The 26,596-nt window shown below is 63.4% G+C and carries 28 protein-coding genes; 11 read left to right on the top strand and 17 right to left on the bottom strand.

Annotation, left to right across the window (positions count from 1 at the left end):
* Nucleotides 1-10 precede the first annotated feature (10 nt).
* Nucleotides 11-589: a HupE/UreJ family protein gene (locus tag PWG15_RS13235; RefSeq protein WP_275020447.1), complete on the bottom strand. Its 579-nt coding sequence runs from the start codon at nucleotides 587-589 to the stop codon at nucleotides 11-13.
* Between the two features lie 239 nt (nucleotides 590-828).
* Here PWG15_RS13235 and PWG15_RS13230 point away from each other — a divergent pair, with 239 nt between their 5' ends.
* Nucleotides 829-1,416, top strand: coding sequence for an ATP-dependent Clp protease proteolytic subunit (locus PWG15_RS13230; RefSeq protein ID WP_275020445.1), 588 nt, complete (start codon nucleotides 829-831; stop codon nucleotides 1,414-1,416).
* Nucleotides 1,417-1,827: 411 nt separating this feature from the next.
* A complete protein-coding gene (gene leuA, locus PWG15_RS13225; protein ID WP_275020443.1) occupies nucleotides 1,828-3,537 on the top strand; it encodes a 2-isopropylmalate synthase in 1,710 nt (569 codons plus the stop codon).
* 246 nt (nucleotides 3,538-3,783) lie between these two features.
* Here leuA and PWG15_RS13220 read toward each other — a convergent pair whose 3' ends face one another.
* Complete coding sequence (locus PWG15_RS13220) at nucleotides 3,784-4,611, bottom strand: anti-sigma factor family protein (protein ID WP_275020440.1); 828 nt, start codon at nucleotides 4,609-4,611, stop codon at nucleotides 3,784-3,786.
* Nucleotides 4,612-4,614: 3 nt separating this feature from the next.
* Nucleotides 4,615-5,133, bottom strand: a complete 519-nt coding sequence (locus PWG15_RS13215) for an RNA polymerase sigma factor (RefSeq protein ID WP_275020438.1) — start codon at nucleotides 5,131-5,133, stop codon at nucleotides 4,615-4,617.
* Nucleotides 5,134-5,514: 381 nt separating this feature from the next.
* On the opposite strand from PWG15_RS13215, the gene PWG15_RS13210 reads away from it, so the two are divergent.
* A complete protein-coding gene (locus PWG15_RS13210; protein ID WP_275020436.1) occupies nucleotides 5,515-6,366 on the top strand; it encodes a DUF3313 domain-containing protein in 852 nt (283 codons plus the stop codon).
* A 96-nt stretch (nucleotides 6,367-6,462) separates the two neighbouring features.
* On the opposite strand, the gene PWG15_RS13205 is transcribed toward PWG15_RS13210, so the two are convergent.
* Entirely contained in the window at nucleotides 6,463-7,014 is a 552-nt protein-coding gene (locus tag PWG15_RS13205) for a tetratricopeptide repeat protein (protein ID WP_275020434.1), read from the bottom strand.
* 234 nt (nucleotides 7,015-7,248) lie between these two features.
* Nucleotides 7,249-8,151: a metallophosphoesterase family protein gene (locus tag PWG15_RS13200; protein ID WP_275020431.1), complete on the bottom strand. Its 903-nt coding sequence runs from the start codon at nucleotides 8,149-8,151 to the stop codon at nucleotides 7,249-7,251.
* A gap of 70 nt (nucleotides 8,152-8,221) precedes the next feature.
* Here PWG15_RS13200 and PWG15_RS13195 point away from each other — a divergent pair, with 70 nt between their 5' ends.
* Nucleotides 8,222-8,731: an NUDIX domain-containing protein gene (locus tag PWG15_RS13195; RefSeq protein WP_425536704.1), complete on the top strand. Its 510-nt coding sequence runs from the start codon at nucleotides 8,222-8,224 to the stop codon at nucleotides 8,729-8,731.
* Between the two features lie 9 nt (nucleotides 8,732-8,740).
* Here PWG15_RS13195 and PWG15_RS13190 read toward each other — a convergent pair whose 3' ends face one another.
* Complete coding sequence (locus tag PWG15_RS13190; RefSeq protein ID WP_275020429.1) at nucleotides 8,741-9,718, bottom strand: glutathione S-transferase family protein; 978 nt, start codon at nucleotides 9,716-9,718, stop codon at nucleotides 8,741-8,743.
* A 259-nt stretch (nucleotides 9,719-9,977) separates the two neighbouring features.
* Here PWG15_RS13190 and PWG15_RS13185 point away from each other — a divergent pair, with 259 nt between their 5' ends.
* On the top strand, nucleotides 9,978-10,523 hold the full coding sequence (locus PWG15_RS13185) for a GNAT family N-acetyltransferase (protein WP_275020427.1): 546 nt from the start codon (nucleotides 9,978-9,980) through the stop codon (nucleotides 10,521-10,523).
* A gap of 2 nt (nucleotides 10,524-10,525) precedes the next feature.
* Here PWG15_RS13185 and PWG15_RS13180 read toward each other — a convergent pair whose 3' ends face one another.
* Genes PWG15_RS13180 through PWG15_RS13155 form a run of 6 tightly spaced genes read right to left on the bottom strand, consistent with a single transcriptional unit; the run spans nucleotide 10,526 to nucleotide 18,268 of the window.
* Entirely contained in the window at nucleotides 10,526-10,948 is a 423-nt protein-coding gene (locus PWG15_RS13180) for a GNAT family N-acetyltransferase (RefSeq protein ID WP_275020425.1), read from the bottom strand.
* 10 nt (nucleotides 10,949-10,958) lie between these two features.
* Nucleotides 10,959-11,432, bottom strand: a complete 474-nt coding sequence (locus PWG15_RS13175; RefSeq protein ID WP_275020423.1) for a GNAT family N-acetyltransferase — start codon at nucleotides 11,430-11,432, stop codon at nucleotides 10,959-10,961.
* A complete protein-coding gene (locus PWG15_RS13170) occupies nucleotides 11,429-13,498 on the bottom strand; it encodes a hypothetical protein (RefSeq protein ID WP_275020421.1) in 2,070 nt (689 codons plus the stop codon). Before PWG15_RS13170 ends, PWG15_RS13175 begins: the two co-directional genes overlap by 4 nt.
* Nucleotides 13,499-13,508: 10 nt before the next feature.
* Entirely contained in the window at nucleotides 13,509-16,334 is a 2,826-nt protein-coding gene (locus PWG15_RS13165) for a DUF4159 domain-containing protein (RefSeq protein WP_275020419.1), read from the bottom strand.
* A complete protein-coding gene (locus PWG15_RS13160) occupies nucleotides 16,331-17,251 on the bottom strand; it encodes a DUF58 domain-containing protein (protein WP_275020418.1) in 921 nt (306 codons plus the stop codon). Before PWG15_RS13160 ends, PWG15_RS13165 begins: the two co-directional genes overlap by 4 nt.
* Nucleotides 17,252-17,254: 3 nt before the next feature.
* Nucleotides 17,255-18,268, bottom strand: coding sequence for an AAA family ATPase (locus tag PWG15_RS13155; protein WP_275020416.1), 1,014 nt, complete (start codon nucleotides 18,266-18,268; stop codon nucleotides 17,255-17,257).
* A 171-nt stretch (nucleotides 18,269-18,439) separates the two neighbouring features.
* Here PWG15_RS13155 and PWG15_RS13150 point away from each other — a divergent pair, with 171 nt between their 5' ends.
* From PWG15_RS13150 to PWG15_RS13140, 3 genes are read left to right on the top strand one after another with little or no spacing between them, the layout of a single operon-like run.
* The gene (locus tag PWG15_RS13150; protein ID WP_275020414.1) at nucleotides 18,440-19,063 is read left to right on the top strand and encodes a DUF1285 domain-containing protein; all 624 of its coding nucleotides are present in this window, start codon (nucleotides 18,440-18,442) and stop codon (nucleotides 19,061-19,063) included.
* A complete protein-coding gene (locus PWG15_RS13145; protein ID WP_275020412.1) occupies nucleotides 19,060-19,692 on the top strand; it encodes a CoA pyrophosphatase in 633 nt (210 codons plus the stop codon). Before PWG15_RS13150 ends, PWG15_RS13145 begins: the two co-directional genes overlap by 4 nt.
* Complete coding sequence (locus tag PWG15_RS13140) at nucleotides 19,689-20,948, top strand: CCA tRNA nucleotidyltransferase (RefSeq protein WP_275020410.1); 1,260 nt, start codon at nucleotides 19,689-19,691, stop codon at nucleotides 20,946-20,948. Before PWG15_RS13145 ends, PWG15_RS13140 begins: the two co-directional genes overlap by 4 nt.
* 89 nt (nucleotides 20,949-21,037) lie before the next feature.
* On the opposite strand, the gene PWG15_RS13135 is transcribed toward PWG15_RS13140, so the two are convergent.
* The gene (locus tag PWG15_RS13135; RefSeq protein ID WP_223725126.1) at nucleotides 21,038-21,223 is read right to left on the bottom strand and encodes a DUF1059 domain-containing protein; all 186 of its coding nucleotides are present in this window, start codon (nucleotides 21,221-21,223) and stop codon (nucleotides 21,038-21,040) included.
* A 194-nt stretch (nucleotides 21,224-21,417) separates the two neighbouring features.
* Between PWG15_RS13135 and PWG15_RS13130 the strand changes: the two genes are divergently transcribed.
* A complete protein-coding gene (locus PWG15_RS13130; protein WP_223725125.1) occupies nucleotides 21,418-21,960 on the top strand; it encodes an adenine phosphoribosyltransferase in 543 nt (180 codons plus the stop codon).
* Between the two features lie 54 nt (nucleotides 21,961-22,014).
* Here the strand turns inward: PWG15_RS13130 and PWG15_RS13125 are convergent, their stop codons facing one another.
* The 3 genes from PWG15_RS13125 to PWG15_RS13115 all read right to left on the bottom strand — a co-directional run bounded on the left by PWG15_RS13125 (nucleotide 22,015) and on the right by PWG15_RS13115 (nucleotide 23,333).
* On the bottom strand, nucleotides 22,015-22,227 hold the full coding sequence (locus PWG15_RS13125; RefSeq protein WP_275020405.1) for a hypothetical protein: 213 nt from the start codon (nucleotides 22,225-22,227) through the stop codon (nucleotides 22,015-22,017).
* A 183-nt stretch (nucleotides 22,228-22,410) separates the two neighbouring features.
* Entirely contained in the window at nucleotides 22,411-22,881 is a 471-nt protein-coding gene (locus tag PWG15_RS13120) for a MaoC family dehydratase (protein ID WP_275020403.1), read from the bottom strand.
* Entirely contained in the window at nucleotides 22,881-23,333 is a 453-nt protein-coding gene (locus PWG15_RS13115; protein WP_275020401.1) for a MaoC family dehydratase, read from the bottom strand. The genes PWG15_RS13120 and PWG15_RS13115 overlap by 1 nt, the downstream gene beginning before the upstream one ends.
* 177 nt (nucleotides 23,334-23,510) lie before the next feature.
* Here PWG15_RS13115 and PWG15_RS13110 point away from each other — a divergent pair, with 177 nt between their 5' ends.
* Nucleotides 23,511-24,617 (top strand): hypothetical protein, encoded by a 1,107-nt coding sequence (locus PWG15_RS13110; protein ID WP_275020399.1) that lies wholly within the window; start codon nucleotides 23,511-23,513, stop codon nucleotides 24,615-24,617.
* 39 nt (nucleotides 24,618-24,656) lie between these two features.
* Here PWG15_RS13110 and ychF read toward each other — a convergent pair whose 3' ends face one another.
* Entirely contained in the window at nucleotides 24,657-25,760 is a 1,104-nt protein-coding gene (gene ychF / locus PWG15_RS13105; RefSeq protein WP_104667533.1) for a redox-regulated ATPase YchF, read from the bottom strand.
* Between the two features lie 187 nt (nucleotides 25,761-25,947).
* Between ychF and PWG15_RS13100 the strand changes: the two genes are divergently transcribed.
* Nucleotides 25,948-26,514, top strand: coding sequence for a hypothetical protein (locus PWG15_RS13100; RefSeq protein ID WP_275020393.1), 567 nt, complete (start codon nucleotides 25,948-25,950; stop codon nucleotides 26,512-26,514).
* Nucleotides 26,515-26,596: the final 82 nt, after the last annotated feature.

Here is a 26,596-nt window from a genome sequence, read left to right as displayed (position 1 = left end):
CCTGTTGATCTCAGCCGAAGATCAAGGCAGCGCCGGCGAGCGCCGTCACCCCACCGAGGATGCGGGCAAGCACGCCACCACCCGAGAGGCGCTGAAGCGCGATGCCGAGGCCGATGCCTGCCGCATGAAGGGCCGCGGTGGCGAGGATGAAGCCGACCGAGAAGGAAAGCGCCCCGGCGCTGCCGAGTTCGCCGCCGTGGGCATGGCCATGGAAGAGGGCGAAGATGCCGACAATGGCAGCGGATGCGGCCGTGTCGAGACGCACGGCCATGGCGACGAGCAGGCCGAGTGCCACGACCGAGGCGAGGATCGCCGGCTCGACGAAGGGCAGGCCGACACCGGCCACGGCCAGCGCGAAGCCCACCGCCATCATCGAGACGAAGGCCGTCGGCACAATCCAGAGCGCCCGGCCGCCGATCTGGGCGGCCCAGAGCCCGACGGCGACCATGACGAGGATATGGTCGAGCCCGAAGAGCGGATGCGAGAAGCCGGCCGCAAACGAGCCGTGCTCTTCCGGATTGAGATGGGCAAAAGCCGGTGCGGCGGAAGCCACCAGCGCCGCGGCGGCGATCAGGATGCGTCTGTTCATGCGTGTCCCCATGGATCGGCGGGGCCTGGGAGGTTGGCCCCACTCTTGAGTGTTTGACGCGGTTGATCTTATTGGCCTTTGTCCACCTGTCTATACGGCATTTGGCGGTAGGTGTTTTTACCATAAGCGAAGTGCGCCTTGCCGCTTTGTCGCCGCTTCGGTTTGTTGCATTGTCTTCGGGGTCGAGTCGCATTATCTGACTTTGACTGAAGACTTCATGAGACGCCGGAGAAACACGGATGTACGACAACGACGACGAGGACGACAAGAAGACCGAATTGCCGCTTGGCAAGGAAACGGAGGCGAACCTTTTCAAGTCGCGTTCGATTTTCATCTACGGCTCGATCAATCAGGAACTGGCGCAGAAGGTCTGCTCGCAGCTCGTGGCGCTTGCCGCAGCCAGCGACGAAGACATCCGCATCTTCGTCAACTCGCCGGGCGGCCATGTCGAATCGGGTGACAGCATCCACGACATGATCAAGTTCGTGAAGCCGAAGGTCTGGACCATCGGCACCGGCTGGGTCGCCTCCGCTGGCGCGCTGATCTATGTCGGCGCCCCGAAGGAGCGTCGTATTTGCCTGCCGAACACCCGCTTCCTGCTGCACCAACCGTCCGGCGGCACCCGTGGCATGGCTTCGGACATCGAGATCCAGGCACGCGAAATCATCAAGATGAACGACCGCCTGAACAAGATCTTCGCCGATGCGACCGGCCAGCCGGTCGAAAAGATCGCCAAGGATACGGACCGCGACTACTGGCTTTCGGCAGACGAAGCCAAGGCCTACGGTCTCGTATCGCGCATCATCTCCTCGGCTGCGGACATCTGAGATCGCTCTCTGCCGAATGGGTATGGAGGGCACCGGCTTCGCGCCGGTGCCCTTTTCTTTTGGAGCGATCTTCGCGCATTGCGCCGCTTGCTCCTCTCCGGCAAGCCGTGTATAGCCAATGACCATGACCAAGGCTGACGCATATCGGATCGCCTCGATCCCCGCCGGACACGATGACAATCGTGCGCCGTCGCGCGCCTTCGCATCGCTTCTTCTTCTCGGCCTTACTCGCGGTTGCCGGGTTCGCTGAGGAGCGCCCGGCGGCCGAAAAGCCACGCCGGCGGATGCTCCTCGACCCCCAATAGAGTTTTAGGACAAAGGCGCGCCCGCCGCGGCATTTGCCATCGCAATCCGGTCTCCGATCGGTTATGGCAATGCGGCCAGAGCGCTCAGTGATGAAGAGAAGCTGCAATGATCCAGAAATCCCATTCCATCAAGAACGGCATGCCGGAAGCGGCGGTTAAGTATCAGCCTTACCCGCAGATAGCGCTCACCGAGCGTACCTGGCCGTCGAAGACGATCACCAAGGCGCCGATCTGGTGCTCGGTCGACCTGCGCGACGGCAACCAGTCGCTGATCGACCCGATGGGCCACGATCGCAAGGCCCGCATGTTCCAGCTGCTGCTCGACATGGGCTTCAAGGAAATCGAGATCGGCTTCCCCTCGGCCTCGCAGACCGACTTCGACTTTGCCCGCTGGTGCATCGAGGAGGGCAATGTCGCCAAGGACGTATCCTTGCAGGTGCTGGTGCAGTGCCGGCCCGAGCTGATCACCCGCACCTTTGAAGCGCTCGAAGGCGCCCACCAGCCGATCGTGCACTTCTACAATTCCACCAGTGAGTTGCAGCGCCGCGTGGTCTTCGCCAAGGACGTCGCCGGCATCAAGCAGATCGCCACCGATGCCGCCAAGATGATCACCGACATGGCGGCCAAGGCCGGCGGCGGCTATCGCTTCGAATATTCGCCGGAAAGCTTCACCGGTACCGAGCTCGAAGTGGCGCTGGAGATCTGCAACGCGGTCACCGAGATCGTCAAGCCGACGCCCGACAACAAGCTGATCCTGAACCTGCCCTCGACCGTCGAGATGGCGACGCCGAACATCTATGCCGACCAGATCGAATGGATGTGCCGCAACCTCGACAATCGCGAAAGCCTGATCATCTCGCTGCACCCGCACAACGACCGCGGTACCGGCATTGCCGCCACTGAATTGGGTCTGATGGCCGGCGCCGATCGCGTCGAAGGCACGCTGTTCGGCAACGGCGAGCGCACCGGCAATGTCGACGTGGTGACCCTGGCGCTGAACATGTTCACGCAAGGCGTCGACCCGCAGCTCGACTGCTCCGACATCGAGCGGATCAAGGAAGTCTACGAGTATTCCAACCAGATGGTCATTCCGGAGCGCCACCCTTACGTCGGCGAACTGGTCTACACTGCCTTCTCCGGTTCGCACCAGGACGCGATCAACAAGGGCATGAAGGCGATCAAGACCGCCAACAAGCCGCTCTGGGAAGTGCCGTATCTGCCGATCGATCCGCGCGACGTCGGCCGCTCCTACGAGGCGATCATCCGCATCAACTCGCAGTCGGGCAAGGGCGGCATCGCCTATATCCTGCAGGAAGACTACGGCATCAACCTGCCGCGTAACCTGCAGGTCGAGTTCCGCGAGGACATCCAGCGCATCACCGACGAGGAAGGCAAGGAGCTTCCCTCCAAGCGCATCCATGAGCGCTTCATCGAGCGCTACGTCGAGCAGCCGGGCGCGCGCATCAAGTTCGTCGACCACCACACCTATCCGGTGGGCGAGCACAAGGGCGTGCGCGTGGTGGCAGCCGAGATCACCGACAACGGCGAGGTCAAGCGCATCGAAGGCAAGGGCACCGGCCCGATCGACGGCTTCATCAACGCGCTGTCGATCTATCTCGGCATCGACCTCTCGGTGGCGGACTACTCCGAGCACTCGCTGCAGCACGGCTCCAACGCCGCGGCCATTGCCTATGTCGAGATGGAGCATCCGGGCGGAAAGCTGTTCGGCGCCGGCATCAACACCAATATCGTTGCTGCCTCGCTCGAAGCGATCGTTTCTGCCGCCAACCGCGTGCTGGAAATGAAGCGCGGCTGATCAGCGCTTCAGGCGAATATACGATAAGGCCGCACCGGCAATCCGGTGCGGCCTTTTTCATGCCTGAAATTCGACTACAGCGCCGCGCGTCTTATTAGACGCGCAAAGGTCGCTGTAGCACCTTGAATTGCTGCATGTTTTTGTCCTTCAATCGGCTACGATTAAAGGAAACATGCGGTAGCGCTCACGCTTGAAAAACGGCGCAATTCCGACCGGAAAACCGTTTCACACTTCCCTGAAATCGCCCTAGATCGTCGCGGCGGCGGCCTCGGCGATATCCTGCATCCCGACATGGGCGGAAGGGCCGACGAGCACGAAGGAGGCGCCACCTCGCTGCCACGAGACCATGCCGAGATCATCGCGGATGCTCTCGTCAAAATCGTCCGATTGCGGGCCGGTCGATGTCTTCAGGAAGCAGATCGCGAAGATCTCGCCCTCAGTGCTGCGGTAAACGAGCTGTGCCACCGGTTTGCCATTGGCCACCAGCAGACGGGCGCCTTCGAAGGTCAGGCCCTTGCCGCCAAGCTGCGGAATCCTGAAGGGAACGCCGACGCTCGACGCAAGCCAGGTTTCGATCTTGGGAGCTTCGGAGGCGGGAACCTCGACGAGGTGCTCTTTCTGGCGCGAATAGATGCGGTGGTAGTCGGCGATATCGTCGAGCCAGCCCCGCGCCGCAGCCACTTTTGCCGGTTCGCCCACATTGTTTGCCGTGCCGATGACGAAGCCGGCCGAACCGCCGAGCAGCAGCAGTGCAACCGATGCGGCAAGCACGCGCGGCCAGATGCGCACGTTTCTGACATTGGCGGCTGTCGCCGTCACGCGTTCGGTTTTGGGGCTGACGCCCGGACCCTGCTTGATCTGTCGCACCAGGGCCAGCGGCACGGGATCGTGCAGAAAATCCTCAAACGCCGTATCCCCGAAGCTGCTGCCGGCTTTCAGTTTTTCGAACAAAGCCTTGGCGTCGTCGTCGCGGGCGAGAAGCGCGTCGAGTTCATGTCGTTCCGCTTCACCGATCTCGCCGTCGATATAGGCGGATAGGCGAACTTCGAGTGCGTGACCCTTTGTCTGTTGCAACGGTCAGGCCCTCCTTTCGGTATTCTCGGAGATCATGGCGGCGAGCCTCAGGCGCGCCGTCGACAGCCTGCTCATGACAGTGCCGATCGGAATGCCGAGGATATCGGCCGTCTCGCGGTAGCTGTGGCCTTCGACGTTGACCAGCAGGAACACGCTCGCCAGGCCTTCGGGCATCGACAGGATCATCTTCTGCAACTGGTTGGCGTAGACGGCCTTTTCGGCCGAAGGCTCGATGCTGAGTTCGTCCTGACCGTGCGCATCGACCGTGCCGCTACCGGTGCGGACCTTGCGCTTGCGGATCTCGTCGACCCAGAGGTTGCGCGTCATCGCATAGACCCAGCTTTCCAGCCGGCCTTCTCCGTTCCACAGGTGGCTGCGCGTAATCGCGCGCTCGCAGGCTTCCTGGACGAGGTCGTCGGCATCATTGGCGTTGCGCGTCAGCGTCATCGCGAACCGACGCAATTTGGGCAGGAGACTGACCAAGTCGCGTCTGAAGTCCTTCGTTTCTGCCGCTGGACGCATTGCTCTTCCAAATGAAACGTGCCGGATCGTGCGTTTATTCGCGGTGCGAGGCACGAGCCGGATGATATGAAACATTTGCCCCTTAGTCTGCAAGGGAAGCGCCGGAACGGAAAGCAAATTCTGCTGCTTCATGGCGTCTTTTCCCAAAAAGCTTTTGCTTGCCGGCGGCCGTTAACCAAGGGTTTCGTTACCGTAAACTGCACCGGCGCCCCGAGATCGCGTCAAAGTTCGGCCCGAATCTGGCTGGACCTCATCGCACAACTGCAGGTCGATGTCGGGGACACGCCAATGAACAGACAGCATCGTAGCGAGAGAATGAACGCGGCACGGATCGGGGGTGGCCGATGGGGCCGAGCCCAGCTTCGGCGGGGCGCCACGGCCATGCGCATAGGTGCTGTGGTTCCGCTGCTTGTGGGCCTTGCCGCATGCCAGAGCGCTCAGGTCATGGAAACTGGGTCACTATCGTCCTACAAGGATTTCGTCGCCAGCGACGGGATGGTGACCAAGACGAAGTATCGGGTGGATGCCGCCTCGACCAAGAACGTAAAGACGGTGCATGTGATCCCGACGACCTTCGCGGCCAATGCCGATCTCGACAAGCTCGGAGATCCGCAGAAGAAACTGGTGGCGACGGCGATCGACCGATCGCTCTGCGAAGCCTTGAGTACGCAATTCGATGTCGTGCCGATATCCAAGCCGGCGGACATGGCCGTGCGGTCCGTGATCAGCAAGGTCAAATCGACAAATGCCGTTGTTGCGGGCGTGTCGACCGTGACCTCGGCGGTCGCTCCCGTTCCGGTTCCGCGAATTCCGATCGGTCTTGGAAGTCTCGCCGTCGAGGCGGAGGCTTTCGATGCGAGAGGCAAGCAGATCGCCGGGCTGACGTGGGCGCGCGGTGCCAACATCCTCACCAATGGGTCCCGCGCATCGACGGCAGCCGACGCCTTTGAGCTCGCAGGAGATTTTTCGGGCGATTTCAGTGCGTTGCTGGAAAAATCGGGTGACCCGATGAAATCCGATTTCGAACTGCCTTCGATGAAGAACGTCAAGAACAGTGTGGCCTATGCGGTGACCGGCAAGCCCACCGATCCCGATTGCGCCGTTTTCGGGAAAGGATCCGGTCTCGGCGGCATCGCCGGTGGCGCGCTCGGTCTGCCGCCGGAATGGTCGGAGAAGAAGAACGAGGGCGCGCCCATTGCAAGTGGCGCCAGCGGGGGCGCAAAAAAGGGCTAGAAAACCAATGCCGGCGCGCCTCTTGCGCGCTCGGCGGTCTGAAGTTTGGCGCTGCCACCGAGGCGGCGCCGGGCACCGCCCCGTGCTCCCGGGTGGTCAGTACTGGCGGACGCCGCCGAGCGACTGCAGCAGAGCGCGGTAGGCCCAGGTGTTCTCACCGCCGCGATCGCGAATCTCGACGAGTTGCACGCGTGCCTCCTGGACGCGTCCCTGTTCGATCAGCGCCTGGCCCATGTAGGAGCGCGCGAGAATGTAGTTCTCGTCGGCCTGCAGCGCGCGCTTGTAATACTGCATGCCGAGTTCCATGCGGCCGGCCTTGCGGTTGGCATAACCGAGATAGTTGAGCACGCGGGCACTCTTCTGGTCCTTGACCGCGCCGAGCACCCTGATGGAATTTTCGTACTGGCCGGCATAGGCGAGCTCGCGGGCGGCCTGGAACAGGATATCGTCGCTAAGATCGCTTTTCTTGGCGTTGACGCAGGAATTCTTCTTTGCGTCCCACACCTTGCCACCGGTGCATTCGCTGGTCGTCTTGGTCTTCTTTGGCGGTTCGCTGGTGTCTTCGCCGGCTGCCATCACGGCCTGCGCCATGAAGCTGGTTGCGCCGGCCACAATCAGGGCGCCAAGCAGGCTCTTCCGGTACATCATGCCATCTCCCGTTCTTCGCGCACGCCCTCGAAAGCCCGCGCGTCGTTTCAAAATGATCGCGTGTCCTTGACGCGCCGAAAGGAGGTGAGCCGCCATCAGGCCGATCCACCCACGCAGCATGCCAGAAGACAGAGGGCGCCACCAGCAGGCGGCGCACGACTGGGGTAAGACGCATGAATGCGGGAAATTATTCGCCGGGCGATGATTATTCTGCGAAGTGGCCGCCTGACGGCGTCAGAAACGCGTCGTTTCGGCGAGTGTCACGGTCGTTGCGTCACCGCTCAGCGCATAGCGTTCGCGCGTCAGCTGCCAATTACCCGGCTCGCCGGTGACGGTGAAGAGATTGTAGGCTGCTGGCGGCTTGTGGCCGCCCGGGCCCTGCGAGGCCGAGGCGATGCCGACGACCGGGACCGGTGCATTCTGGCCTTTCAGCCAGTAGACGGTGTTGAGATGGGTGTGGCCGTGGATGACGAGCTCCGCACCGCCAGACGAAATCGTCGCGGCGAAACGCCGAATGCCGATCATGCGCTTGTGCATCGAGGTCGCGCCGCGGATTGGCGGGTGGTGGATCATGACGATGCGAAAGAGGCCCGCTTCGCCGGCAGCCCGCAGCATGTTGACGGTTGCGCGTGCCTGCCGTTGGCCGAAATAGCCGCTTGCGGCAAAGGGGGGCGTCGCGACCGCAGTCGAGCAGCCGATCAACGCGACCGGTCCGCGCACCCGCATATAGGGAAAGCAATGATGCCGGTCGTGCCAGTGAGCCGGCGCATCGTCGCCGCGCATATAGGGATACCAGGCGCGGGTGGTCTTTTCGTACGCGCCCGGCACATAGGCGTCGTGGTTACCCGGCACGATGGAAATGTTCTCCGGCTTGCCGGCATCCTCCAGCCATTCGGTCACCGCGATGATTTCGCGCGATGAAGCGAGGTTCACGAGATCGCCCGTCATCGCGAGATGGTCAGGATCCTTCTTCTCGATATCCTCAAGCAGGGTGTCGAGCGTGCCGGTAAAGAGATGCCGGCTGCGGTTGCGGTGCCAGTTGACGAAACCGGTGATGCGCTTCGACGCGAGCTCCCTGAGGGATAGCTCGGGCAGGGGCCCGAGATGGACATCGGAGATGTGGGCAAGTTTGAACATCGCCCCCGTCTAGCGCATATTCCGCTCCAGGGGAATCAGGTCGCCCGATGAATCGCGCGGGGCCGAAAACATGGGAAGGACGAGGCGACTGAGCGAGGAACGGCCACCGGAGATGCGGCGCTGGTATCTCCGGCTTCTGATGCGGCTTGCGCATGTTTATTACGCTCTTGCGCGCGGCATGACGATCGGCGTTCGCGCTGCCTGTTTCGATGACGAGGGCCGGGTCTTTCTCGTGCGCCATTCCTATCTGCCGGGCTGGCACCTTCCAGGCGGCGGGCTTGATCGCGACGAGGCTTCCGTTGACGGCCTGCTGCGAGAGATCCGCGAGGAGGGCAATCTTGAGGCAACCGTGCCGCCGGTTCTGGTGCAGGTCTACTACAACAGGCGCACGAGCCGCCGCGACCATGTGATTTTCTACCGTTGCGACGGAGTCAGGCAGACGGCGTCGAAGGCGCCGGATCTGGAAATTGCTGCAAGCGGCTTCTTTGCGCTCGACGCCCTGCCCGAAGATACCACGCCGGCCACCCGCCGCCGGCTGGCCGAACTGGCCAGCGGCAGCGGCTTTGACCCTTACTGGTAGCGCTACTGGTTAAAGCGCGTCACGCCCATGCGGGGAGGTGAGGTCGAGCACCGGACCCACCGGCACGACACCGGTCGGATTGATGGTCGTGTGACTGCGATAGTAGTGCTCCTTGATGTGGCGCATGTCGACCGTCTCGGCCACCCCCGGTACCTGGTAAAGTTCCCTGAGGTACCCTTGAAGGTTCGGATAGTCGGCGATCCGGCGGATGTTGCACTTGAAGTGGCCGACATAGACAGGGTCGAAGCGCACCAGCGTCGTGAACAGGCGCCAGTCGGCCTCGGTGAGGCGGCTTCCGGTCAGGTAGCGATGCGATGCAAGGCGCTCCTCCAGCTTGTCGAGCCGGGAAAAGAGTGCCGCGGCGCTCTCCTCGTAGGCTTCCTGCGTGGTGGCAAAGCCGGCCTTGTAAACCCCGTTGTTGACGTCGTTGTAGACGTCGGCATTCAGCGCATCGATTTCAGCGCGCAGCCCTTCCGGGTAGAAGTCGGTCGTCGAGCCGGTGAGACCGTCGAAGGCTGAATTGAACATCCGGATGATCTCGGAGGACTCGTTCGAGACGATGGTGTTCTGATGCTTGTCCCAGAGGACGGGCACGGTCACGCGGCCGGAATAGTGGGCATCGGCACGGGTATAAATCTGCCACAGCGCCTTCGATCCGAAGAGATGGTCGCCGGTGCCGATGCCGCCATCCTTGAACTCCCAGCCCTGGGCGAGCATCAACGGATCGACGACGGAAACCGAGATGATGTCCTCGAGCTTCTTCAGCTTGCGGAAGATCAACGTGCGATGCGCCCAGGGACAGGCGAGCGAGACATAGAGGTGATAGCGTCCGGCCTCCGCCTTGAAGCCCGCGTCCCCGCTCGGGCCAGCCGATCCGGCGGCCGTGACCCAGTTGCGAAACTGCGAGGCGCTGCGCTTGAAATGGCCATTCGTTGCCACCGTATCGTACCAGACGTCCTGCCAGACGCCGTCCACCAACCTGCCCATAGGACGATCTCCTTCGTGTTCGTTGCTCTCATAGATAGCGTTTCCAGCGGCATCCGATAGATGGCGAAATCCGAACAGTGCGTTTTAGGCTTTGACAGCGGGCAATTTTCTGATATCGGCGATCTCACACTTTTTTTCGTGTTGGAAGAAACCACACTGATGATGATCTCGGGAAACCTGCGACGACGCTGATGCTGCCAACGCCCGGCTCGGGCGAAGCCATCCCTATGTCTGTTCGCATGCCTGGTTTCTCGATCCCATGAAAAAGCACGATCTCGTCTACCTGACCGAAGACGCGTCCCATGACGCAGCCATCGAAATCATCAACGAAGAAGCTTTCGGCCCCGGTCGGTTCGCCCGGGCGGCCGCCCGCATCCGCGAGCAGGGGCCGCACGATCGGTCGCTGTCCTTCATCTGCGCCGACAACGGCGAGACCATCGCTTCGGTCAGGATGACGGCTGTGATGGCAGGTTCGATCAAGGGCCATCTGCTTGGGCCGCTCGCAGTCCGGCCTTCGCACAAGAACATGGGCATCGGCCGGGAGCTCGTGCGCATCGCCGTCGAGGCCGCCCGGCGGAAGGGCTCGGAAGCGGTGATCCTCGTTGGCGATCCGCCCTATTATCAGCCGCTCGGTTTCGAGAAGGTGCGTTACGGTGCGCTCGAATTTCCGGGGCCGGTCGATCCCGCGCGGGTGCTCGTCGTGCCGATGGCCGAGGGTGTGCATGCCGGCCTTGCCGGCATCATCGGCTGGCGGGATGATGCGGTGGCGTCCGTCGTGCCGCTCGATCTGCTGCTCGCGGTCTGAGACTAGCTGGCGACGAACGACTTCTTCAGAAAGACCCGGGTGCGGCCGATAGGGAAGTCCGGCAGTTCGCCGAAGGCCTCGTAGCCCTGGCGTTCGTAGGTGCGCCGGGCTTGCGGGTTGAAAGTGTCGATCCAGGCACTGTGGCAGCCGCGGCGTCGAGCCTCATCCTCCGCCGCCTGAAGCAGCTTTCCGGCGAGGCCTTGGCCACGAAGGTCCTCCGGCAGCCACAGCCATTGCACGAAGAGCCAGCCCCAGCCGGTGTAGCCGTTCAGGCCGCCGCGTTGCCCCTTCGCCTCGGGGCCGCCAACGAGCACGGCGAGCGGTCGCCGCTCCGAAGGGCCGACGTCGGAGGCATTGAAGGCCGTGAGGCCATTGCCGATCGCTTCCAGCGCTTCGGGCGGAGGTGCGTCCGTTACCTCGAACATCGAAAACCCTTCACGCGCGGCGCATGCTGAAGACGTCGAGGCGATCCGTGCCCACGTCCTTTTCGTCGAGCCGCCAGCCGAGGCGTTCGTAAAAGGCCCGCTTGCCGGGGAGGGCGCAGAGATGAACGGCCTCGGCGCCGGTATCGAGCGCTGCGTGGGCGGCTTTGAGCACGATGTCGCCGCCGATGCCCGCGCCGCGGAACGGCGGGTCGACCCACACGGCCGCCACCCAAGGGGTGAGATCCGGTCGCTCTTCAAGGTCTGAGGCGATCACCGAGGCGGTGCCGACGAAGCGATCTTCGACATGGGCCACCAGGCAAAGGGATTCTGCCTCTTCGGCGAGGCTTTGCTGAAGCAGACCGGTGATGTGGCTCAGAGGAAAGCCATGCGGCTCCCACCAGGCGCGCCAGATACGGTCAGCCACTGCATCGAAGAAATGCGGTGCGTCGCGAAGGTCGCGGACGACGACGGTCTGATCGGTCATCGTCCCTCGCGATACCAGGTGGCCGAGATCAGGAAGAGCAGTGCGGCAAGCCCGAGAAGCCCGGTAAACAGCGGCAGCGAGTTGATGCCCTTCAACACGGTTTCGTCCGTCATGCGGATGGAAAGGCGCTGATCGTCGGCTGAACGGATCGAGCCCCTGACCGGCAGGACCGTCGGCAGATCGAGCGGGCCGTCGGCGCTTGCGAGACGCCGCACCAGTCCCTTCGTCTTTTCCGCCCACGGGCGCAGCTTGTCCTCGGTCGAGATCGCTGCTTTGAACTCGGGCGCATTGGGATCGCCGACATGGGCGAGTGCGGTGAGTTCGCCATTGGCCATCTCGAACAGACCGGTCTCGGTCGTCGCGAGTTCGGCCGAGTAGAGACCCGGCTGGCGCTCGGTCAGCTTCACTTCCTGCTTCTGACCCGAGGGGGAGACGAGTGAAACGGGACCCGGGTCGCCGTCGATGGTCTGGCGGGTGATTTCCAGCGTGCGGCCCCTGGCGCGCGCGGTCAGCGCTTCTTCCTCGAGCGAAGGTTCCTGCATCAGCCAATGGGCGGTGCGGCGATAGAGCGAGACATGCGGACCGCCGCCTTCGAAGCCGCGCGCCCAAAGCCAGCCCTGGTCGGAGAGCAGCATGGCGACGCGGCCCTTGCCCACACGGTTGAGCACAAGCAGCGGCTTGCCGTCGGCCGCTTCCATCACCGTGTTGCCCTGCGGCCTGTCGACATCGACCGTACGGAACCAGCGGCCCCAGTGCGGCGGTTCGCTGTCGGAACCTTCGAGGCCACGGGTGACCGGATGTTTCTTTCCCTCCTCCGACAGGCGGGGGAAGAAGGCCTTCTCGTTCATGACACCCGTGGGCGCGGCCGGCAGCACCGCCGAGAGCGGCGTTGCAGCGATCGAATCGTCGCCGGCATGTTCCGGGCCGGCGGCGATCAGCAGCGCCCCGCCATTCTCCACATATTGCGCGATGTTGTCGTAGTAGAGGATCGGCAGCAGGCCGCGATGCTGGTAGCGGTCGAGGATGATCAGGTCGAACTCGTTGATCTTGTCGACGAACAGTTCACGTGTCGGGAAGGCGATCAGCGACAATTCGTTGATCGGGGTGCCGTCCTGCTTTTCCTGTGGGCGCAGAATGGTGAAGTGCACCAGATCGACTGCCGCATCGGACTTCAGCAGGTTGCGCCAGGCGCGCTCACCGGCGTGAGGTTCGCCGGATACGAGCAGGACGCGCAGGTTTTCGCGAATGCCGTCGAGTACGTGGACCGCACGGTTGTTGGTCGTGGTCACCTCTCCGGGAACCGCATCCACCGCGAACTCGAGCACGTTGTTGCCGCCGCGCGTGACCTTGAAGCTGAAAGGGACGTCGGTGCCCGGCTCGGCCCGTTCCCGGGCGATTTCATTGCCATTGAGACGGATGCTCACTTCCGCGGTTCCGCCAGGGGCGGCACCGTCATCGACGACCCGGAAGGAGAGCTTCTGCTCTTCACCGACGATGCCGAAGCGCGGCGGGTTGATGAGCTCGACACGCCGATCGAATTCATCAGGCTTGCCAGTGATGAGCCCGTGAACCGGGGCGTCGAAGCCCAGTTTGCGGGCGACGTCCGGCACGTCATGGATCTGGCCATCGGTCACGAAGATGGCGCCGCCGATGCGCGCCGGCGGAACATCGGAGAGCGCGGTTGCAAGCGTGGAGAAGAGGTTGGTCGCCGGCGAAACGCTCGCCGGATCGGTCTTGGCCTCGACGATGCGGGGCTCGATCAGAGGTATCGCCGCCAGCCGCGCCTTCAGGCCCTCGACCGCACGATCGGTCTGCTCGGTGCGGTCGCCATTCTGCTGGCTCTGGCTGCGGTCAACCACGATTGCGACGATTGTCGAGAGCGGGTCACGCAGTTCGACGAAGATGGACGGATTGGCAATCGCCAAGGCGAGTGCGGCCAAGGCGAGGGCGCGCAGCCAGGCGCCGCGTATCTTTCGCCACAGGCCATAGGCGATCAACAGCGCCGCGACGACCAGGAGCGGCACGAAGAACACCAGCGGAAGCAGCGGAGCAAAACCATAAGTCATCGATCAGCCCTCACTGCCCAAGCCTCTGGAGGAGGTCCGGCACATGAACCTGATCGGACTTGTAGTTGCCGGTCAGCATGTACATCATGATGTTGACGCCCGCCCGATAGGCATATTCGCGCTGCATTTCGTCCGGCGGCACCGTCGGCAGAAGCGGCGCGCCGTTGGCGTCCACAGCCCAGGCGCCGGCGAAGTCGTTGCCGGTGATCATGATCGGCGTGACGCCGTCGCCGCCGCGTACCGGCCGGTTGCTCTGTTCCGCGGCATCATTGGGGGCGGCTTCCACCCACAACTGGCTCTCGGAATAACGGCCAGGAAAATTCGAAAGCAGGTAGAAGGCCTTTGTCAGCACGTGGTCGGAGGGCACCGGTTCCAGCGGTGGAATGTCGAGGCCGTTCAGCATTTCCTGAAGGCGCTGCACATTGGGGCTGTCACCTGCCGCCGAAGGCGTGAGTGATGAAAACTGGTCGCGCGTGTCGAAGAGGACGGTCCCACCGTTGCGCATATAGGCGTCGATCCGGCTCATCACCCTGCTGCTCGGCATCGGCGCCGTGGCCGAAACCGGCCAATAGATAATCGGATAGAACGCCAGCTCGTCCTGTTCCAGATCGACGCCGACAGGCGCCCCCGGTTCCAGGGCTGTGCGATAGGTCAGGTAGTTGCTGAGACCGAGCAGGCCCTGTTCCGACAATCGATCGACCTCGGCCTCGCCGGTGATGACATAGGCAAGGTGGGTCGTGTCGAGGCGTTGCAATGTCTCTTCGTCGCTGGGCTGACTATCCTGCGCGTGAACAATCGTGGGTGCCAGTGCAGTAACACCAAGCGTGGCGAGGCCAAGGGTTGCAATCACGGCTGCCGCGGCGGCGCCACCGGCAGTGCGGCGGCGCAATCCTGTGAGGCCGCCCGCCATGTAAAGCACGATCAACGTGTCGATCAGGAAAAGCATCAGTGCAAGCCCGAAGAGATATGGCCGGATCGAGAACGGGCGCACGCCTTCCAGCCCTTCCGCGCGTTCACTGACGAGATTGCCTCTGATCGGAGCGAGGCTGCCGCCGTCGGGGAGAAGATTGTTGGCAACGAAACCCTCTTCCGAGCCATAGAGGCCAGGCGGTGTGTCTGCGGAAACGGTTGGCGCCACTCCGGGGGTGATTTCAAGCGGCCGGGCGCTGCCCGTCTCCGTGGTCAGCTCTCCCCGGGCGTTTACCAGGCGATAGGGTGGCAGGGTCTGCGCCTTGTTTGTCTGGTCGCCAGCAATGCCGCCGGCACGTGAAAGCTGAATGGACCTGCGCAGCATGTCGACGAAGGAGCCTGAAATCGGCAGGTTCGACCAACCCGGATCGGCGCTCACGTGGAAAAGCACGATGCGTCCCCGCCCGCGTTCGGCTGTCGTGACCAGCGGCGTGCCGTCGGCGAGGTTGGCCCAGGTCCGTTCGGCCAGGTCCGGTGTCGGCTGCGCCAGCACCTGGCGTTTGACGAGGACATCGCGCGGATGCTCGAGGCCGGCAAAGGGGCTGGACGACGGATAGTCGGCAAGCGGCTGCGGCTCTGACCAGGAGAGGGCGCCGTCGAGAGACCGTTCGCCCTGCCTGAGCACGACAGGCACGAGCGGATCGTCGGCAGGCGCACCCGCTAGTCTCGGGCCGGCAAAGCGAACGAGCATGCCGCCATTTTCCAGCCAGCGCGTGACCAGCGGATAGCTTTCGTCCGGCAACCGGCCGACGTCGGCCATGACAAGGATCGACGGATTTTGAGCGAGAAGCTCGGCAATCGCCTTGCCGATTGCTTCCTCCCGCGGCTCGATCAGGTCGGCATGCGGTTCTAGCGCCCGCTTGATGTAATAGAGCGGCGAAAGCAGCGGCTGCGACTGGTGAACCTCGCCGCTCAGCAGCGCCACGCGACGACGGCGATTGCCATCGTCGAGCAGGTGGATACCGCCGGCCGTCGCCTGGCCCTCGATCGTCAGACGTGCGAAGTCGTTGCGCAGTTCGAAGGGGGCTTTCAGCAGAGCATTCGCCGTCGTGGCGCCTGCACCGAAGCGGAGTTCGCCTTCGGCAATGGCTGTGCCGCGCGCGTCGCGGGCAAAGACGTAATAGGCACGCGGTTCGCCAAGCGGCAAACGCGACGCCGTGACCCGCATGCCCTCGTTTTCATTGGTCGCGGATGTGAGCGCGATGGCGCTTTCTGCATTGCCTTCGATCCGGCGGACGTTGGCAGCGCCAATCTCCGTGACCTGACGCATCGTCTGACCGTCCCCGGCCTCGATACCATCACTGAGGAAGGCAAGCGTGCCGGGGGGCGTGCCCGAGAGGGCTGCTTTCATGGCGGCGAGCGCTTGATCGCGCACGGCTGGTAGCGGTTGCGGCTGCGCCGCAGCGAGGCGATCGCGCGCACTGGCAGCGGAAGCCGGGGTCGCATCGTGCTGCCGGTCGGTGGTGAAGACGATCGATACCGGCAGGTCCTTCGCCTCCGCATCGTCGATAAGCGCATTGGCGGCTTCGACCCGCCGATCCCAGTCGGAGACCGTCGCCCAGCTGTTGTCGATGACGAGCGCCAGCGGGCCAGCGGGAGAAAGCGTGTTCTGTCGCGGGTTGAACACCGGATCGGCAATCGCCAGGATCACCGCGGCGGCCATCAGCATGCGCAGCAGCGTCAGCCACCAGGGGCTTTGCGCCGGGGTTTCCTCGCGCTTCATGACGGACGCCAGGATGCGCAGCGGCGGGAAGACTTCGGCCGCAGGTCGTGGCGGCGTCATGCGCAGCAGCCACCAGATGACCGGCAGGGCCACCAGCGCGGCGAGGATGGCGGGATTGGTAAAGAGGAAGGGCAAGCCGCTCATAGCTGGCCCCCGTGCGTCGCGCGTCCGGGCATGCCGGAAAGATAGGTGTGCACGGCGACGAGCGCCTCGGAGGCGGGCCGGTCGGTTCTATGCGGGGTGAAGGTCCAGCCGAGGTGGCGGAGGGTTACGCCCAGACTGTCACGGCGGCTGACATAGGCGCGCTGATAGTCCTCGCGCAGAACTTCGGCGCGGCCGGCCGTCAGCTTCTCGCCGGTCTCCGGATCGGTGAACTCGGTCCGGCCGCTATAGGGAAACACCTCTTCTGCGGGGTCGGCGATTTCGACCACGTGGCCACGCAACCCCCGTCGTGCCAGCGGACCGAGGCGGTCCATGATCCTTTCCGCCGGGTCGAGAAAATCGCCAATCAGCACGAGATCGCTGGCGCTGCGGATCATCCCGGTATCGGGGAGGCCCTCTGCAAGCGGGCTCAGCATGATTGCCGTCGCCAGCCGTTCGGCGGCGTTGCGAGCCGAGATCGGCTCCATGATGCCGGGGCAACCGATGCGTTCGCCGGAGCGCGCGAGAATTTCGGCGAGCGCCAGCATCAGCACCAGCGCGCGGCTTTCCTTGGAGACGGCGCCGAGCTTCGACTTGTACATCATCGACGGGGAAAGATCCGCCCATAGCCAGATGGTGTGCGCTGCTTCCCATTCGCGGTCGCGGACATAGGTGTGGTCGTCGCGGGCCGAGCGGCGCCAGTCGATGCGCGACATGCTTTCGCCGTCGCTATAGGGCCGGAACTGCCAGAAATTTTCGCCGATGCCGCGCTTGCGCCGGCCATGCCAGCCGGAGATCACGGTGTTGGCGATCCGTCGCGCTTCGACCAGGCAGTCGGGAACGAGCATGGCGCGCTGCTGCGCGCGTGAAAGCACTTCACCAGCGGGAGTACGCGAGACTATGTGCCCGACGGTGGCCATTCGTCAGCCTCTGGCCTGTTTCACCAGATCGGCGATGACGTCGCGCACGGTCATGCCTTCGGCGCGGGCAGCGAAGGTGAGCGCCATGCGGTGCTGAAGCACGGGCTCGGCAAGCGCCAGGATGTCATCGATCGATGGAGCCAGGCGGCCGTCATAGAGCGCGCGAGCGCGAGCGCAGAGCATCAGCGCCTGGCCGGCGCGGGGCCCGGGGCCCCAGGCGACATTCTTGTCGGTCGCGGCATTGCCGTTGCCCGGACGGGCGGAGCGCACCAGCGACAGGATCGCATCGACCACCTTTTCGCCGACCGGCATCTGGCGGATGAGGCTCTGGATCTGCTGCAGCCGTGCGGCATCGATGACCGGGTGGGCGGTCGCTTCGCTGACGCCTGTGGTCTCAAGCAGGATCTGCCGCTCGGCGGCAAAATCGGGATAGCCGACATCGACCTGCATCAGGAAGCGGTCGAGCTGAGCCTCGGGCAGGGGGTATGTGCCTTCCTGCTCCAGCGGGTTCTGGGTGGCAAGCACGTGGAAGGGCGCCGGCAGGTCCTTGCGCGCACCTGCCACGGTGATGTGATACTCCTGCATCGCCTGCAGCAGCGCCGATTGCGTGCGCGGCGAAGCGCGGTTGATTTCGTCGGCCATCAGCAATTGCGTAAAGATCGGGCCGGGAATGAAGCGGAACGAGCGATGGCCGGCCGAATCCTGGTCCATGACTTCGGAGCCGAGGATGTCTGAGGGCATCAGGTCCGGCGTGAACTGCACGCGACTGGAATTAAGCCCGAGCACGGTGCCGAGCGTCGCTACGAGCTTCGTCTTGGCTAGACCGGGAACGCCGACGAGCAGGGCGTGGCCGCCGGAGAGCACGGCGAGCAGGGTCTGCTCGACCACGCTTTCCTGGCCGAAGATGACCTTGCCGACTTCGGCGCGCACCCGGGCGATTTCACCGAGTGCGCTTTCGGCGGCTGCGACAATCGCCTTCTCGTCGATCGCCTCGGCCGCGCCCTTCATCACAGTCATGGTCGTACTCCCCGGTCGCCCGTTGTTAAACCGAATCGCCCTATACCGGGATTTCAGTTGCCAAATTCCAATTTAGACCCTGCCGGACGGCTGACAAGTCGGCGCCGACGCACTATCTCGTGAGATATCAAAGGTCTCGATCTGAAAATCGGGGTCAAACGGGACGGAACAATGGCAGAAGCCGAAATTCAGCAAACCGGCGATGCCGCCGGACTGGCGGCACTGATCGCGCGCGCTGCGGGGCAGACTGGCGAAAAGGTGCGCGGCCTGCCGCCGGTGGACCGTTGGAATCCGCCATTCTGCGGCGACATCGACATGGAGATCCGCGCCGACGGCACCTGGTTCTATCTGGGCACGCCGATCGGCCGGCAGCCCCTGGTCAGGCTGTTTTCCACCGTCTTGCGCAAGGACGAGGACGGGCGCACCTATCTTGTGACTCCTGTGGAAAAGGTCGGCATCCGCATCGTCGATGCACCCTTCGTCGCCGTCGAGATGAGTGTGACGCAAGGGGACGAGGGGCAGGTGCTGACATTCCGCACCAATGTCGGCGATGTGGTCGAAGCCGGACCGGAGCATCCGCTGCGTTTCGTCATCCATGGCGAGAACCGGGAATTGAAGCCCTATCTGCATGTGCGCGGGCGCCTGGAGGCGCTGGTGTCGCGGCCGGTCATGTATGACATCGTCGAACTCGGAGAGACGCTTCAAGTCGATGGCACCGAGATGTTCTGCGTGCGCTCCGCCGGTGCCGTCTTCCCGATCATGCCGGTGGCAGAGCTGGAAGCGCTGTCGCGATGAACCGGCATCTCTTCTCCGCTGACGAGTTCCGTCGACGTGCGCTGACCCAGATGGGTGGGCCGGTGGAAACCTCGTGGCGCGACCATGGCGACTTCCTGCTCAATCCGGGCATCGTGCCCTATCTGGAGACGCTGCATCTGAAGGATGCCGCAGTCCTCGTGCCCGTCGTCGACGATGGCGATGATGCGAGCGTCATCCTCACCCAGCGCACGGCGAGCCTGCGCAAGCATTCCGGCCAGGTCGCCTTTCCCGGCGGGGCTGTCGATCCCGAGGACCGGTCCGTCGAAGTGGCGGCACTGCGCGAAGCGCAGGAGGAGATCGGTCTCGATCCGCGTTTCGTCGAAACCATAGGCCGGCTGCCGCACTACATGGCGATGTCCGGTTTTCGCATTACCCCGGTGCTGGCTGTGGTGAAGCCCGGCTTTGAGCTGATGGCCAATCCGGACGAGGTCGAAAGCGTCTTCGAGGTGCCGCTGTCCTTCCTCATGAACCCGAGCAATCACGCCCGCGGTCGTGGGCATTGGCAGGGCGAGGAACGGCATTTCTACCGAATGCCCTATGGTGACCATAATATCTGGGGTATCACCGCCGGTATTCTCCGCATGCTCTATGAAAGGCTCTATGCATGACTTCCGTTGCCGGCGAAGGCTGGTTTTCATCGCCCTCTCTCCGCCGCGTTTTCGAGGTCCTGAATGTCGAGGGCGGCGAGGTCCGGGTCGTCGGCGGCGCGGTGCGTAACAGCCTGATGGGGCTGCCGGCCGGCGACATCGACATGGCGACCACCTGGCGTCCGGAGGAAGTGTCCGAGCGCGCGAAGGCGGCGGGCATCAAGGTGGTGCCGACAGGCATCGACCACGGCACGGTGACACTCGTCATCGACGGGACGCCTTACGAGGTGACAACGCTCCGCCGTGACGTTTCGACCGATGGGCGCCGTGCGGAAGTCGCCTTCGGTACCGACTGGAAGGCGGATGCCGAACGGCGGGATTTCACCATCAACGCACTCTACGCTAACGACCGCGGCGAGGTGTTCGACGATGTCGGCGGGCTGTCGGACATCGAGACGCGTACGCTGCGCTTCATCGGCGATGCCTCTGAGCGGGTGGCCGAGGACTATCTGCGCATCCTGCGTTTCTTCCGCTTCTTTGCCCACTACGGCAACGGCCGGCCGGATGCCGATGGCTTACGCGCCTGCGCCAAAGCGCGCTCGAAACTTCAGACGCTTTCGGCCGAACGGGTCTGGGCCGAAACGAAGAAACTGTTTTCCGCCGCCGATCCGGGCCGGGCGCTGCTGTGGATGCGCCAGGCCGGTGTGCTGACCGAGATCTTGCCGGAATCGGAAAAATGGGGCATCGATGCGATCCCGGATATCGTAACCGCCGAGCGGGCCTTTGGCTGGGCACCGGATCCGCTTCTGCGCCTGGCGGCGATCGTGCCGCCGGACGAAGAGCGGCTCGAGGCGATGGCGGAGCGTCTGCGTCTGTCGAAGGCGGAAGCCGCCTATTTCAGCCGCTGGGCCAAGGCGCCGGCGGTCCCGGCGACCACCGTCGATACGGCCTTCGACCGGTTGCTCTATCGTCATGGTGTGGAGGGGATCGTCGTCCAGCTGCAGCTGGCGCTGGCAACGGCGCGGCGCAAGTCGGAAGGCGACCCGGCGCTTTTGTCCGAGACCGCGGCACTGCGCCGGCTGCTGGCGCGCGCCGAGGCCTGGAAGCGGCCGAGCTTCCCGCTGAATGGCGGAGACGTGCTGAAGGCCGGCGTTCCGGCCGGCCCGAGAGTGGGGGAGATCCTCGGCGAACTGGAAAACCTCTGGATCGAACGCAACTTCAATCTCGACCGGGCAAATCTCGTCGCCCGGCTCGAAGCCATGGTGCAGCCGGGCTGATCGCACGGCTACGCCGCCTCGTCCGCAAACGCTTCTTGGCCGGACGGCTACGCCGCCTTGAGGATGGCTTAGGCCGCCATGGGGACGGCTTAAGCCGCCTTGGACTCGTCGGTGATCCGGGCCTTTATGTTATCGATCATGTTTTCGCGAATGACCGTCTCGCCGTGCGTTTCGCGCATGTGCTCGACGACGCGGCGAACGATTTCGGCATCGTTGTCGGCGCGTGTGTGCCATTCGCAACCCGGGACGAGGGAACCGCATTCAAACAGGCGCATGGTGCTTCCTTCCCTGTCTAAAGCTTGATGCGAGAGCGCGGCGTGCCGGTCGGGCGACCGCGCGATTAGAGTAGCATCAACCCCCAGGGGGGGCCAATTGTTCCCGCCGCCGATGCGAGAAGAAACCGTTATAGACAACGGGGCCGATGGTGTTATGGGTTTGCGGTAACAAGAGACGCAAAGGCCTTTTGCCCATGACCACCGTTCAATCGGAACTGATCTCCGCCATCCGGAACATTCCTGATTATCCGAAGCCGGGTGTGATGTTTCGCGATATCACCACGCTGCTCGGCAATCCGCGCGCATTCCGTCGCGCGATCGATGAGCTGGTGCATCCCTATGCGGGCACGAAGATCGACAAGATCGCCGGCATCGAAGCGCGCGGTTTCATCCTCGGTGGCGCGATCGCGCACCAGCTGTCTTCCGGCTTCGTGCCGATCCGCAAGAAGGGCAAGCTCCCGCACGACACCGTGCGTATCGCCTACAGCCTGGAATACGGCGTCGACGAGATGGAGATGCACAAGGACGCGATCAAGCCGGGTGAGAAGGTGATCCTCGTCGACGACCTGATTGCGACCGGCGGTACGGCGGAAGCGGCCACCAAGCTTCTGAAGCAGATGGGCGCCGATATCGTCGCCGCCTGCTTCGTCATCGATCTCCCCGAACTCGGCGGACGCAAGAAGCTCGAAGCGCTTGGCGTCAACGTCCGCACGCTGATCGAATTCGAAGGCCATTGATCAAGGACCAGAGTGGAGTATGGGCGAAAGCTGCGCCCCTTTCTCGTCTCCGCCCTAGAGCCGATTGATCGTGCGCAACATCAGCTGAACTTCACGCTGTGTTGCCAGTGGAAGTGTTTCCACTTCATTCCGCCAGAAGCTTTCGGCTTCCGGCGGTTCTTCCTCCCAGCTTCTGACCGATGTCTCGTTGTCGTCTATGACGACACGACGGTGACCGCCGAGACGCACATATTCGTCCGCCAGTTCGCGGACATGGGTTTTCTCCATGGCTGCTCCTCCGGTACGAGCGGATCGCTGTCCTCAAGCCGCGGAAATGCGGCCGAGGTGCGCGACTTGCTTGCAGACTGGAAGTCTGCGCCTGGTCAGCGGCGAATTTAAGGAGCTGCGTTGCAGCGACCTTGGCGCCTCCTAAAAGAAAGCGTGGCGCCGAAGGCTGGCGGCCTCGCCGCGTCAGACGAACTCGATCACCTTGCTCTCGAAGCGGATTACCGCCTCTCCATGCTGGTTGTCGCCTTCGCACAGGATCGTGTTGATCCGCCAGCCGGGTTTCGAGGCAAGCGTGCGGCTCTCGAGGAAGGTCACGAAGTAGGTGACCGTGTCGCCGGCATAGACAGGCTTCAGCCATTTGAGGTCGCGGAAGCCGGGCGAGGGGCCGAGGTTCGGCGCGCGCAGGCCCTCGGCGGCAAGCCGGCGCTGCTCGTTTCGCCAGAACTTGACGAAGCATTGCATCCATCCGGCACAGGTATGCCAGCCCGAGGCGCACAGCCCGCCGAACAGCGAATGCCGCGCTGCCTCCTCATCAAGATGAAAGGGCTGCGGGTCGAAGTTGCGGGCAAAGCGGATGATGTCTTCGGCCGCAAAGGTCAGGCTGCCGATGGTGGTCTTGGCCCTGGCGGCGTAGAATTCTTCCATCGTCATCATCAGGCATGCACCTTTTCGCGGCAGCGAAAGAGAACGGTGCATTCGGAGACTGCCACGGGTTCACCCACCTGGTTGGTGATCTCGTTGCGGAATTTGACGATGCCGAGATCGGGCTTCGATTTCGACCGCCGCGCTTCGAGCACGAGGCTGAAGCCGTTGAGAATATCGCTTGATATGACCGGCTTCCTCCAGTCCATGAAGTCGATGCCGGGTGACCCTTGAGACGTCGAATTGCCCATGAAGGCGTCGAGCATCATGCGCATGCCGACGGCGCTGGTGTGCCAGCCGGAAGCGGCAAGACCGCCAAGAATGCTGCGTTTTCCCGCTTCCTCATCGAGATGCATGGGCTGCGGGTCGAATTCGCTGGCGAAGGCAATCATCTCCGCCGGTTTCATCTCGACCGGCTTGTAGTCGAAACGCCGCCCTTCGGAAAAATCCTCGAAATACAGCATGCTTGAGTTGTCCCGTCTGATTTGCTGCGCCTTACCTACTGCATAATCTCTCGAAGCGGAATCCATTTGAGCGCGACGGCGGCGGCATCGCGTGTCCGTCAAGGTTTCAGGTTGCGCTTGTCGCATGTCCGTGCAACCACGTAGCCATATCCGCCAATGTTTCATCGAGGAAAGCTCGTGACGGAACTGAACCGAGCGCTCGCGGGCGCAGCCGAAAAAGGGATCATCTCAGCGAGCCAGGTGAGAGATCTGGAAGCGTTTCTCGCGGACCGCGGCATAATCTGCGGACCGGCGGCGGCGGATGCCGTCGCGGAACGGCACGACGCTGCGCTCGATGCGCGTGCAGCCGAAGACAGCGAGCAGCCGCGGTTCGTGCGCGGATTTCACGATATCCTGATCACCATCGGCGTCGTTGTCGTGCTGATCGGCCTTTGGGGGCTCGGTGGTCCGTTCGCAACGCTGCCGGTCATCCTCATCCTCGCCGAAATACTGGTGCGGCGCCAACGGCTGGCACTGCCGTCAGTGGCGCTGACGATTGCGCTCGTGCACTGGGTCGGGACGACGTCACTGTGGTTCGTGGGCGAGCATGACGATGCCTGGAAGCCGCTTGTCTTTCCGCTCGCTTACCTGTCGGCGTTCCCGGTTCCGCTGGGCCTGTTCTACTGGCGCTATCGCGTACCGCTGGCGCTGGCCGGTCTGATGGTTTCGATCGCGCTCATCTGCGTGGTCGCGATCCTTCTTGCCCTTGAGAAGATCTTCGGGATCGACCTTGCCAACGAAGACCATTTCATGCTTCTCGCACTCACCGTTCTTGTTGGAGCCTTGGGGCTTTTTGCCGCCGCCATGCGCTATGACGTTTCCGATCCACAACGTGAGACCGCGCGCTCCGACACCGCTTTCTGGCTGCACCTGGCCGCAGCACCTGCATTGCTCTACGCACTGATGGGCCTGGTTTTCCTGTCAAATGGCGGCGACAGCTGGTGGGACGGTCAGGCCGGCTTCGGCCAGGCGGTTGCCGCGATCCTGATCGTTGCGGCCTTCATGCTGGTGGGGCTCGTCATCGACCGTCGTGCGTTCGTCACTTCAGGGCTGCTGTCGCTCGGGGGCGCGGTGTGGACGATGCTGAGCAAGACCGGTGCTTCGCTCGACAGCTACGTCTTCATCGCCTTTGCGATTGTCGGCGTGACCGTGCTGTTCATCGGCATCTTCTGGCAGCGGTTGCGCCGCATCGTCATCGATCTGCTGCCGGAAACGATGACGGCGCGGTTGCATGCCGCGCCGTGAAACTTCGATCAGGTATGGGGCGCGGTTGCGCTTCGCACCTTACGTGTTGAAGCGGAAGTGGATCACGTCGCCGTCCTGGACGACGTATTCCTTGCCTTCGTCGCGCGCCTTGCCGGCTTCCTTGGCGCCAACTTCGCCACCGAGCGCGATATAGTCTTCGTAGGCGATGGTGTTGGCGCGGATGAAGCCGCGCTCGAAGTCGGTGTGGATGACGCCGGCGGCCTGTGGTGCCTTGGTGCCGCGCTGGATCGTCCAGGCGCGCGTTTCCTTGGGGCCGACGGTGAAATAGGTGATGAGGTCGAGCAGCTTGTAGCCGGCGCGGATCAGACGGTCGAGACCGGCTTCTTCGAGGCCGAGCGCGCTCAGGAACTCCTTGGATTCGTCTTCCGGCAACTGGGCCACTTCGGATTCGATCGCCGCCGAAATGACGACGCTTTCGGCCCCTTGCGCCTTAGCCATTTCGGCGACCGCGCGGGTGTGCTCGTTGCCGTCGACCGCATCGCTTTCCGCGACGTTGCAGACATAGAGCACCGGATGCGCCGTCAGGAGGTTGAGGCCCTGGAGGATGCGCAGTTCTTCGGCGTCGAGCGTCGAAAGCAGCGTGCGGACCGGCTTGCCGTCCTGCAGCAGCTTCAGCGAGGCTTCCATGATTGGAAGCTGCGCCATGGAATCCTTGTCCTTGCCGACGGCGCGCTTGCGTGTCTGCTCGGTGCGGCGCTCCAGGCTCTCGAGGTCGGCGAGCATCAGCTCGGTCTCGATCGTCTCGGCATCGGCGACCGGGTTGATGCGGCCCTCGACGTGGGTAATGTCGTCATCCTCGAAGCAGCGCAGCACGTGAACGACGGCATCGACCTCGCGGATGTTGGCGAGGAACTGGTTGCCGAGGCCTTCGCCCTTCGACGCGCCGCGCACGAGGCCGGCGATATCGACGAAGGAGATGCGTGTCGGGATGATTTCCTTCGACTTGGCGATGTCGGCGAGCTTGCGCATGCGCGGGTCCGGCACTGCCACTTCGCCGGTGTTCGGCTCGATGGTGCAGAACGGGTAGTTGGCCGCCTGGGCGGCTGCCGTCTTGGTCAGCGCGTTGAAGAGGGTGGACTTGCCGACGTTCGGCAGTCCCACAATACCGCATTTGAAGCCCATGGGGTCTCGTCCGTATCCTAGAAATTCAGTTGGCGTGGCTATGCGGGAAGGGCGCTTCCTGGTCAAGGGCGGAGGCCCCGTTCACGGTAAATAAGGGGCTTGCGCCGTTGAACGCGCTGTATTTGGGCCGCATATGCGCTCAGAAAACCGCCGGTCTCGTCGCGGCAAAACGTCTGAGGAGCCCGCATTGATCGATCAGAAATTCATGTTCCCGCGCGTGCCGGTGGCCGTCGTCGACATTGGCGACACGTTGGAAGCCCTGTTGATCCGCTCCATGCTGGAGAGCCTTGGCGCCGTTGTCACGCTGCACCTGCCGGGAACACCTGGGGATTTCCTGACCCTGATCGGCGGCGGCGAACTCGTGCACCAGCATCTGGTCATCTGCGGCCACGGCGACGAGAACGGTTTCGTCTTCGGTGACTACATCGAGGATATCGATACGTCGATGCTGATCGAGGGCAGCCTGCCGCCTGCGGTGGTCGCCGAGCATGCCAGGCTCGACGGCAAGATCGTTCTCAGCACCTGCTGCGAGACCGGCGGCAAGGCCTACGGCGATGCCTTTGTCGGGGCGGGTGGCGCAGCTCTCTACGTCGCTCCCGATGGCTCGCCCGAAGGGACGGATGCGCCGCTCTTCGTGCACTGCTTTTTCCACGCGGTACTTGCGCGCAAGCAGACGGCGGAGGCGGCGCTGGAGCGGGCACGTTCGTGTGACCCAGAGGCGAAGATGTTCGTCGGCCGTCGGCGCGACAGCTGAGTGTCGGCTTTTGCTTGATCGGTGCGCTCGCCCGTAGGATAGTGCCCATACGGCGGTGCGCCATTTCAGAGACACGCTCGCT

Origin of the sequence: Ensifer adhaerens (assembly GCF_028993555.1) — a bacterium.
GTDB lineage: Bacteria > Pseudomonadota > Alphaproteobacteria > Rhizobiales > Rhizobiaceae > Ensifer > Ensifer adhaerens_I.
This window is presented reverse-complemented; position numbering and strand designations above follow the sequence as displayed.

What these genes read in the sequence shown, in the direction of transcription:
- PWG15_RS13235 (WP_275020447.1), bottom strand. Translation starts at nt 589, where the DNA reads ATGAACAGACGCATCCTGATCGCCGCCGCGGCGCTGGTGGCTTCCGCC.
- PWG15_RS13230 (WP_275020445.1), top strand. Translation starts at nt 829, where the DNA reads ATGTACGACAACGACGACGAGGACGACAAGAAGACCGAATTGCCGCTT.
- leuA (WP_275020443.1), top strand. Translation starts at nt 1,828, where the DNA reads ATGATCCAGAAATCCCATTCCATCAAGAACGGCATGCCGGAAGCGGCG.
- PWG15_RS13215 (WP_275020438.1), bottom strand. Translation starts at nt 5,133, where the DNA reads ATGCGTCCAGCGGCAGAAACGAAGGACTTCAGACGCGACTTGGTCAGT.
- PWG15_RS13210 (WP_275020436.1), top strand. Translation starts at nt 5,515, where the DNA reads ATGCGCATAGGTGCTGTGGTTCCGCTGCTTGTGGGCCTTGCCGCATGC.
- PWG15_RS13205 (WP_275020434.1), bottom strand. Translation starts at nt 7,014, where the DNA reads ATGATGTACCGGAAGAGCCTGCTTGGCGCCCTGATTGTGGCCGGCGCA.
- PWG15_RS13200 (WP_275020431.1), bottom strand. Translation starts at nt 8,151, where the DNA reads ATGTTCAAACTTGCCCACATCTCCGATGTCCATCTCGGGCCCCTGCCC.
- PWG15_RS13195 (WP_425536704.1), top strand. Translation starts at nt 8,222, where the DNA reads ATGGGAAGGACGAGGCGACTGAGCGAGGAACGGCCACCGGAGATGCGG.
- PWG15_RS13190 (WP_275020429.1), bottom strand. Translation starts at nt 9,718, where the DNA reads ATGGGCAGGTTGGTGGACGGCGTCTGGCAGGACGTCTGGTACGATACG.
- PWG15_RS13185 (WP_275020427.1), top strand. Translation starts at nt 9,978, where the DNA reads ATGAAAAAGCACGATCTCGTCTACCTGACCGAAGACGCGTCCCATGAC.
- PWG15_RS13180 (WP_275020425.1), bottom strand. Translation starts at nt 10,948, where the DNA reads ATGTTCGAGGTAACGGACGCACCTCCGCCCGAAGCGCTGGAAGCGATC.
- PWG15_RS13175 (WP_275020423.1), bottom strand. Translation starts at nt 11,432, where the DNA reads ATGACCGATCAGACCGTCGTCGTCCGCGACCTTCGCGACGCACCGCAT.
- PWG15_RS13170 (WP_275020421.1), bottom strand. Translation starts at nt 13,498, where the DNA reads ATGACTTATGGTTTTGCTCCGCTGCTTCCGCTGGTGTTCTTCGTGCCG.
- PWG15_RS13165 (WP_275020419.1), bottom strand. Translation starts at nt 16,334, where the DNA reads ATGAGCGGCTTGCCCTTCCTCTTTACCAATCCCGCCATCCTCGCCGCG.
- PWG15_RS13160 (WP_275020418.1), bottom strand. Translation starts at nt 17,251, where the DNA reads ATGGCCACCGTCGGGCACATAGTCTCGCGTACTCCCGCTGGTGAAGTG.
- PWG15_RS13155 (WP_275020416.1), bottom strand. Translation starts at nt 18,268, where the DNA reads ATGACTGTGATGAAGGGCGCGGCCGAGGCGATCGACGAGAAGGCGATT.
- PWG15_RS13150 (WP_275020414.1), top strand. Translation starts at nt 18,440, where the DNA reads ATGGCAGAAGCCGAAATTCAGCAAACCGGCGATGCCGCCGGACTGGCG.
- PWG15_RS13145 (WP_275020412.1), top strand. Translation starts at nt 19,060, where the DNA reads ATGAACCGGCATCTCTTCTCCGCTGACGAGTTCCGTCGACGTGCGCTG.
- PWG15_RS13140 (WP_275020410.1), top strand. Translation starts at nt 19,689, where the DNA reads ATGACTTCCGTTGCCGGCGAAGGCTGGTTTTCATCGCCCTCTCTCCGC.
- PWG15_RS13135 (WP_223725126.1), bottom strand. Translation starts at nt 21,223, where the DNA reads ATGCGCCTGTTTGAATGCGGTTCCCTCGTCCCGGGTTGCGAATGGCAC.
- PWG15_RS13130 (WP_223725125.1), top strand. Translation starts at nt 21,418, where the DNA reads ATGACCACCGTTCAATCGGAACTGATCTCCGCCATCCGGAACATTCCT.
- PWG15_RS13125 (WP_275020405.1), bottom strand. Translation starts at nt 22,227, where the DNA reads ATGGAGAAAACCCATGTCCGCGAACTGGCGGACGAATATGTGCGTCTC.
- PWG15_RS13120 (WP_275020403.1), bottom strand. Translation starts at nt 22,881, where the DNA reads ATGATGACGATGGAAGAATTCTACGCCGCCAGGGCCAAGACCACCATC.
- PWG15_RS13115 (WP_275020401.1), bottom strand. Translation starts at nt 23,333, where the DNA reads ATGCTGTATTTCGAGGATTTTTCCGAAGGGCGGCGTTTCGACTACAAG.
- ychF (WP_104667533.1), bottom strand. Translation starts at nt 25,760, where the DNA reads ATGGGCTTCAAATGCGGTATTGTGGGACTGCCGAACGTCGGCAAGTCC.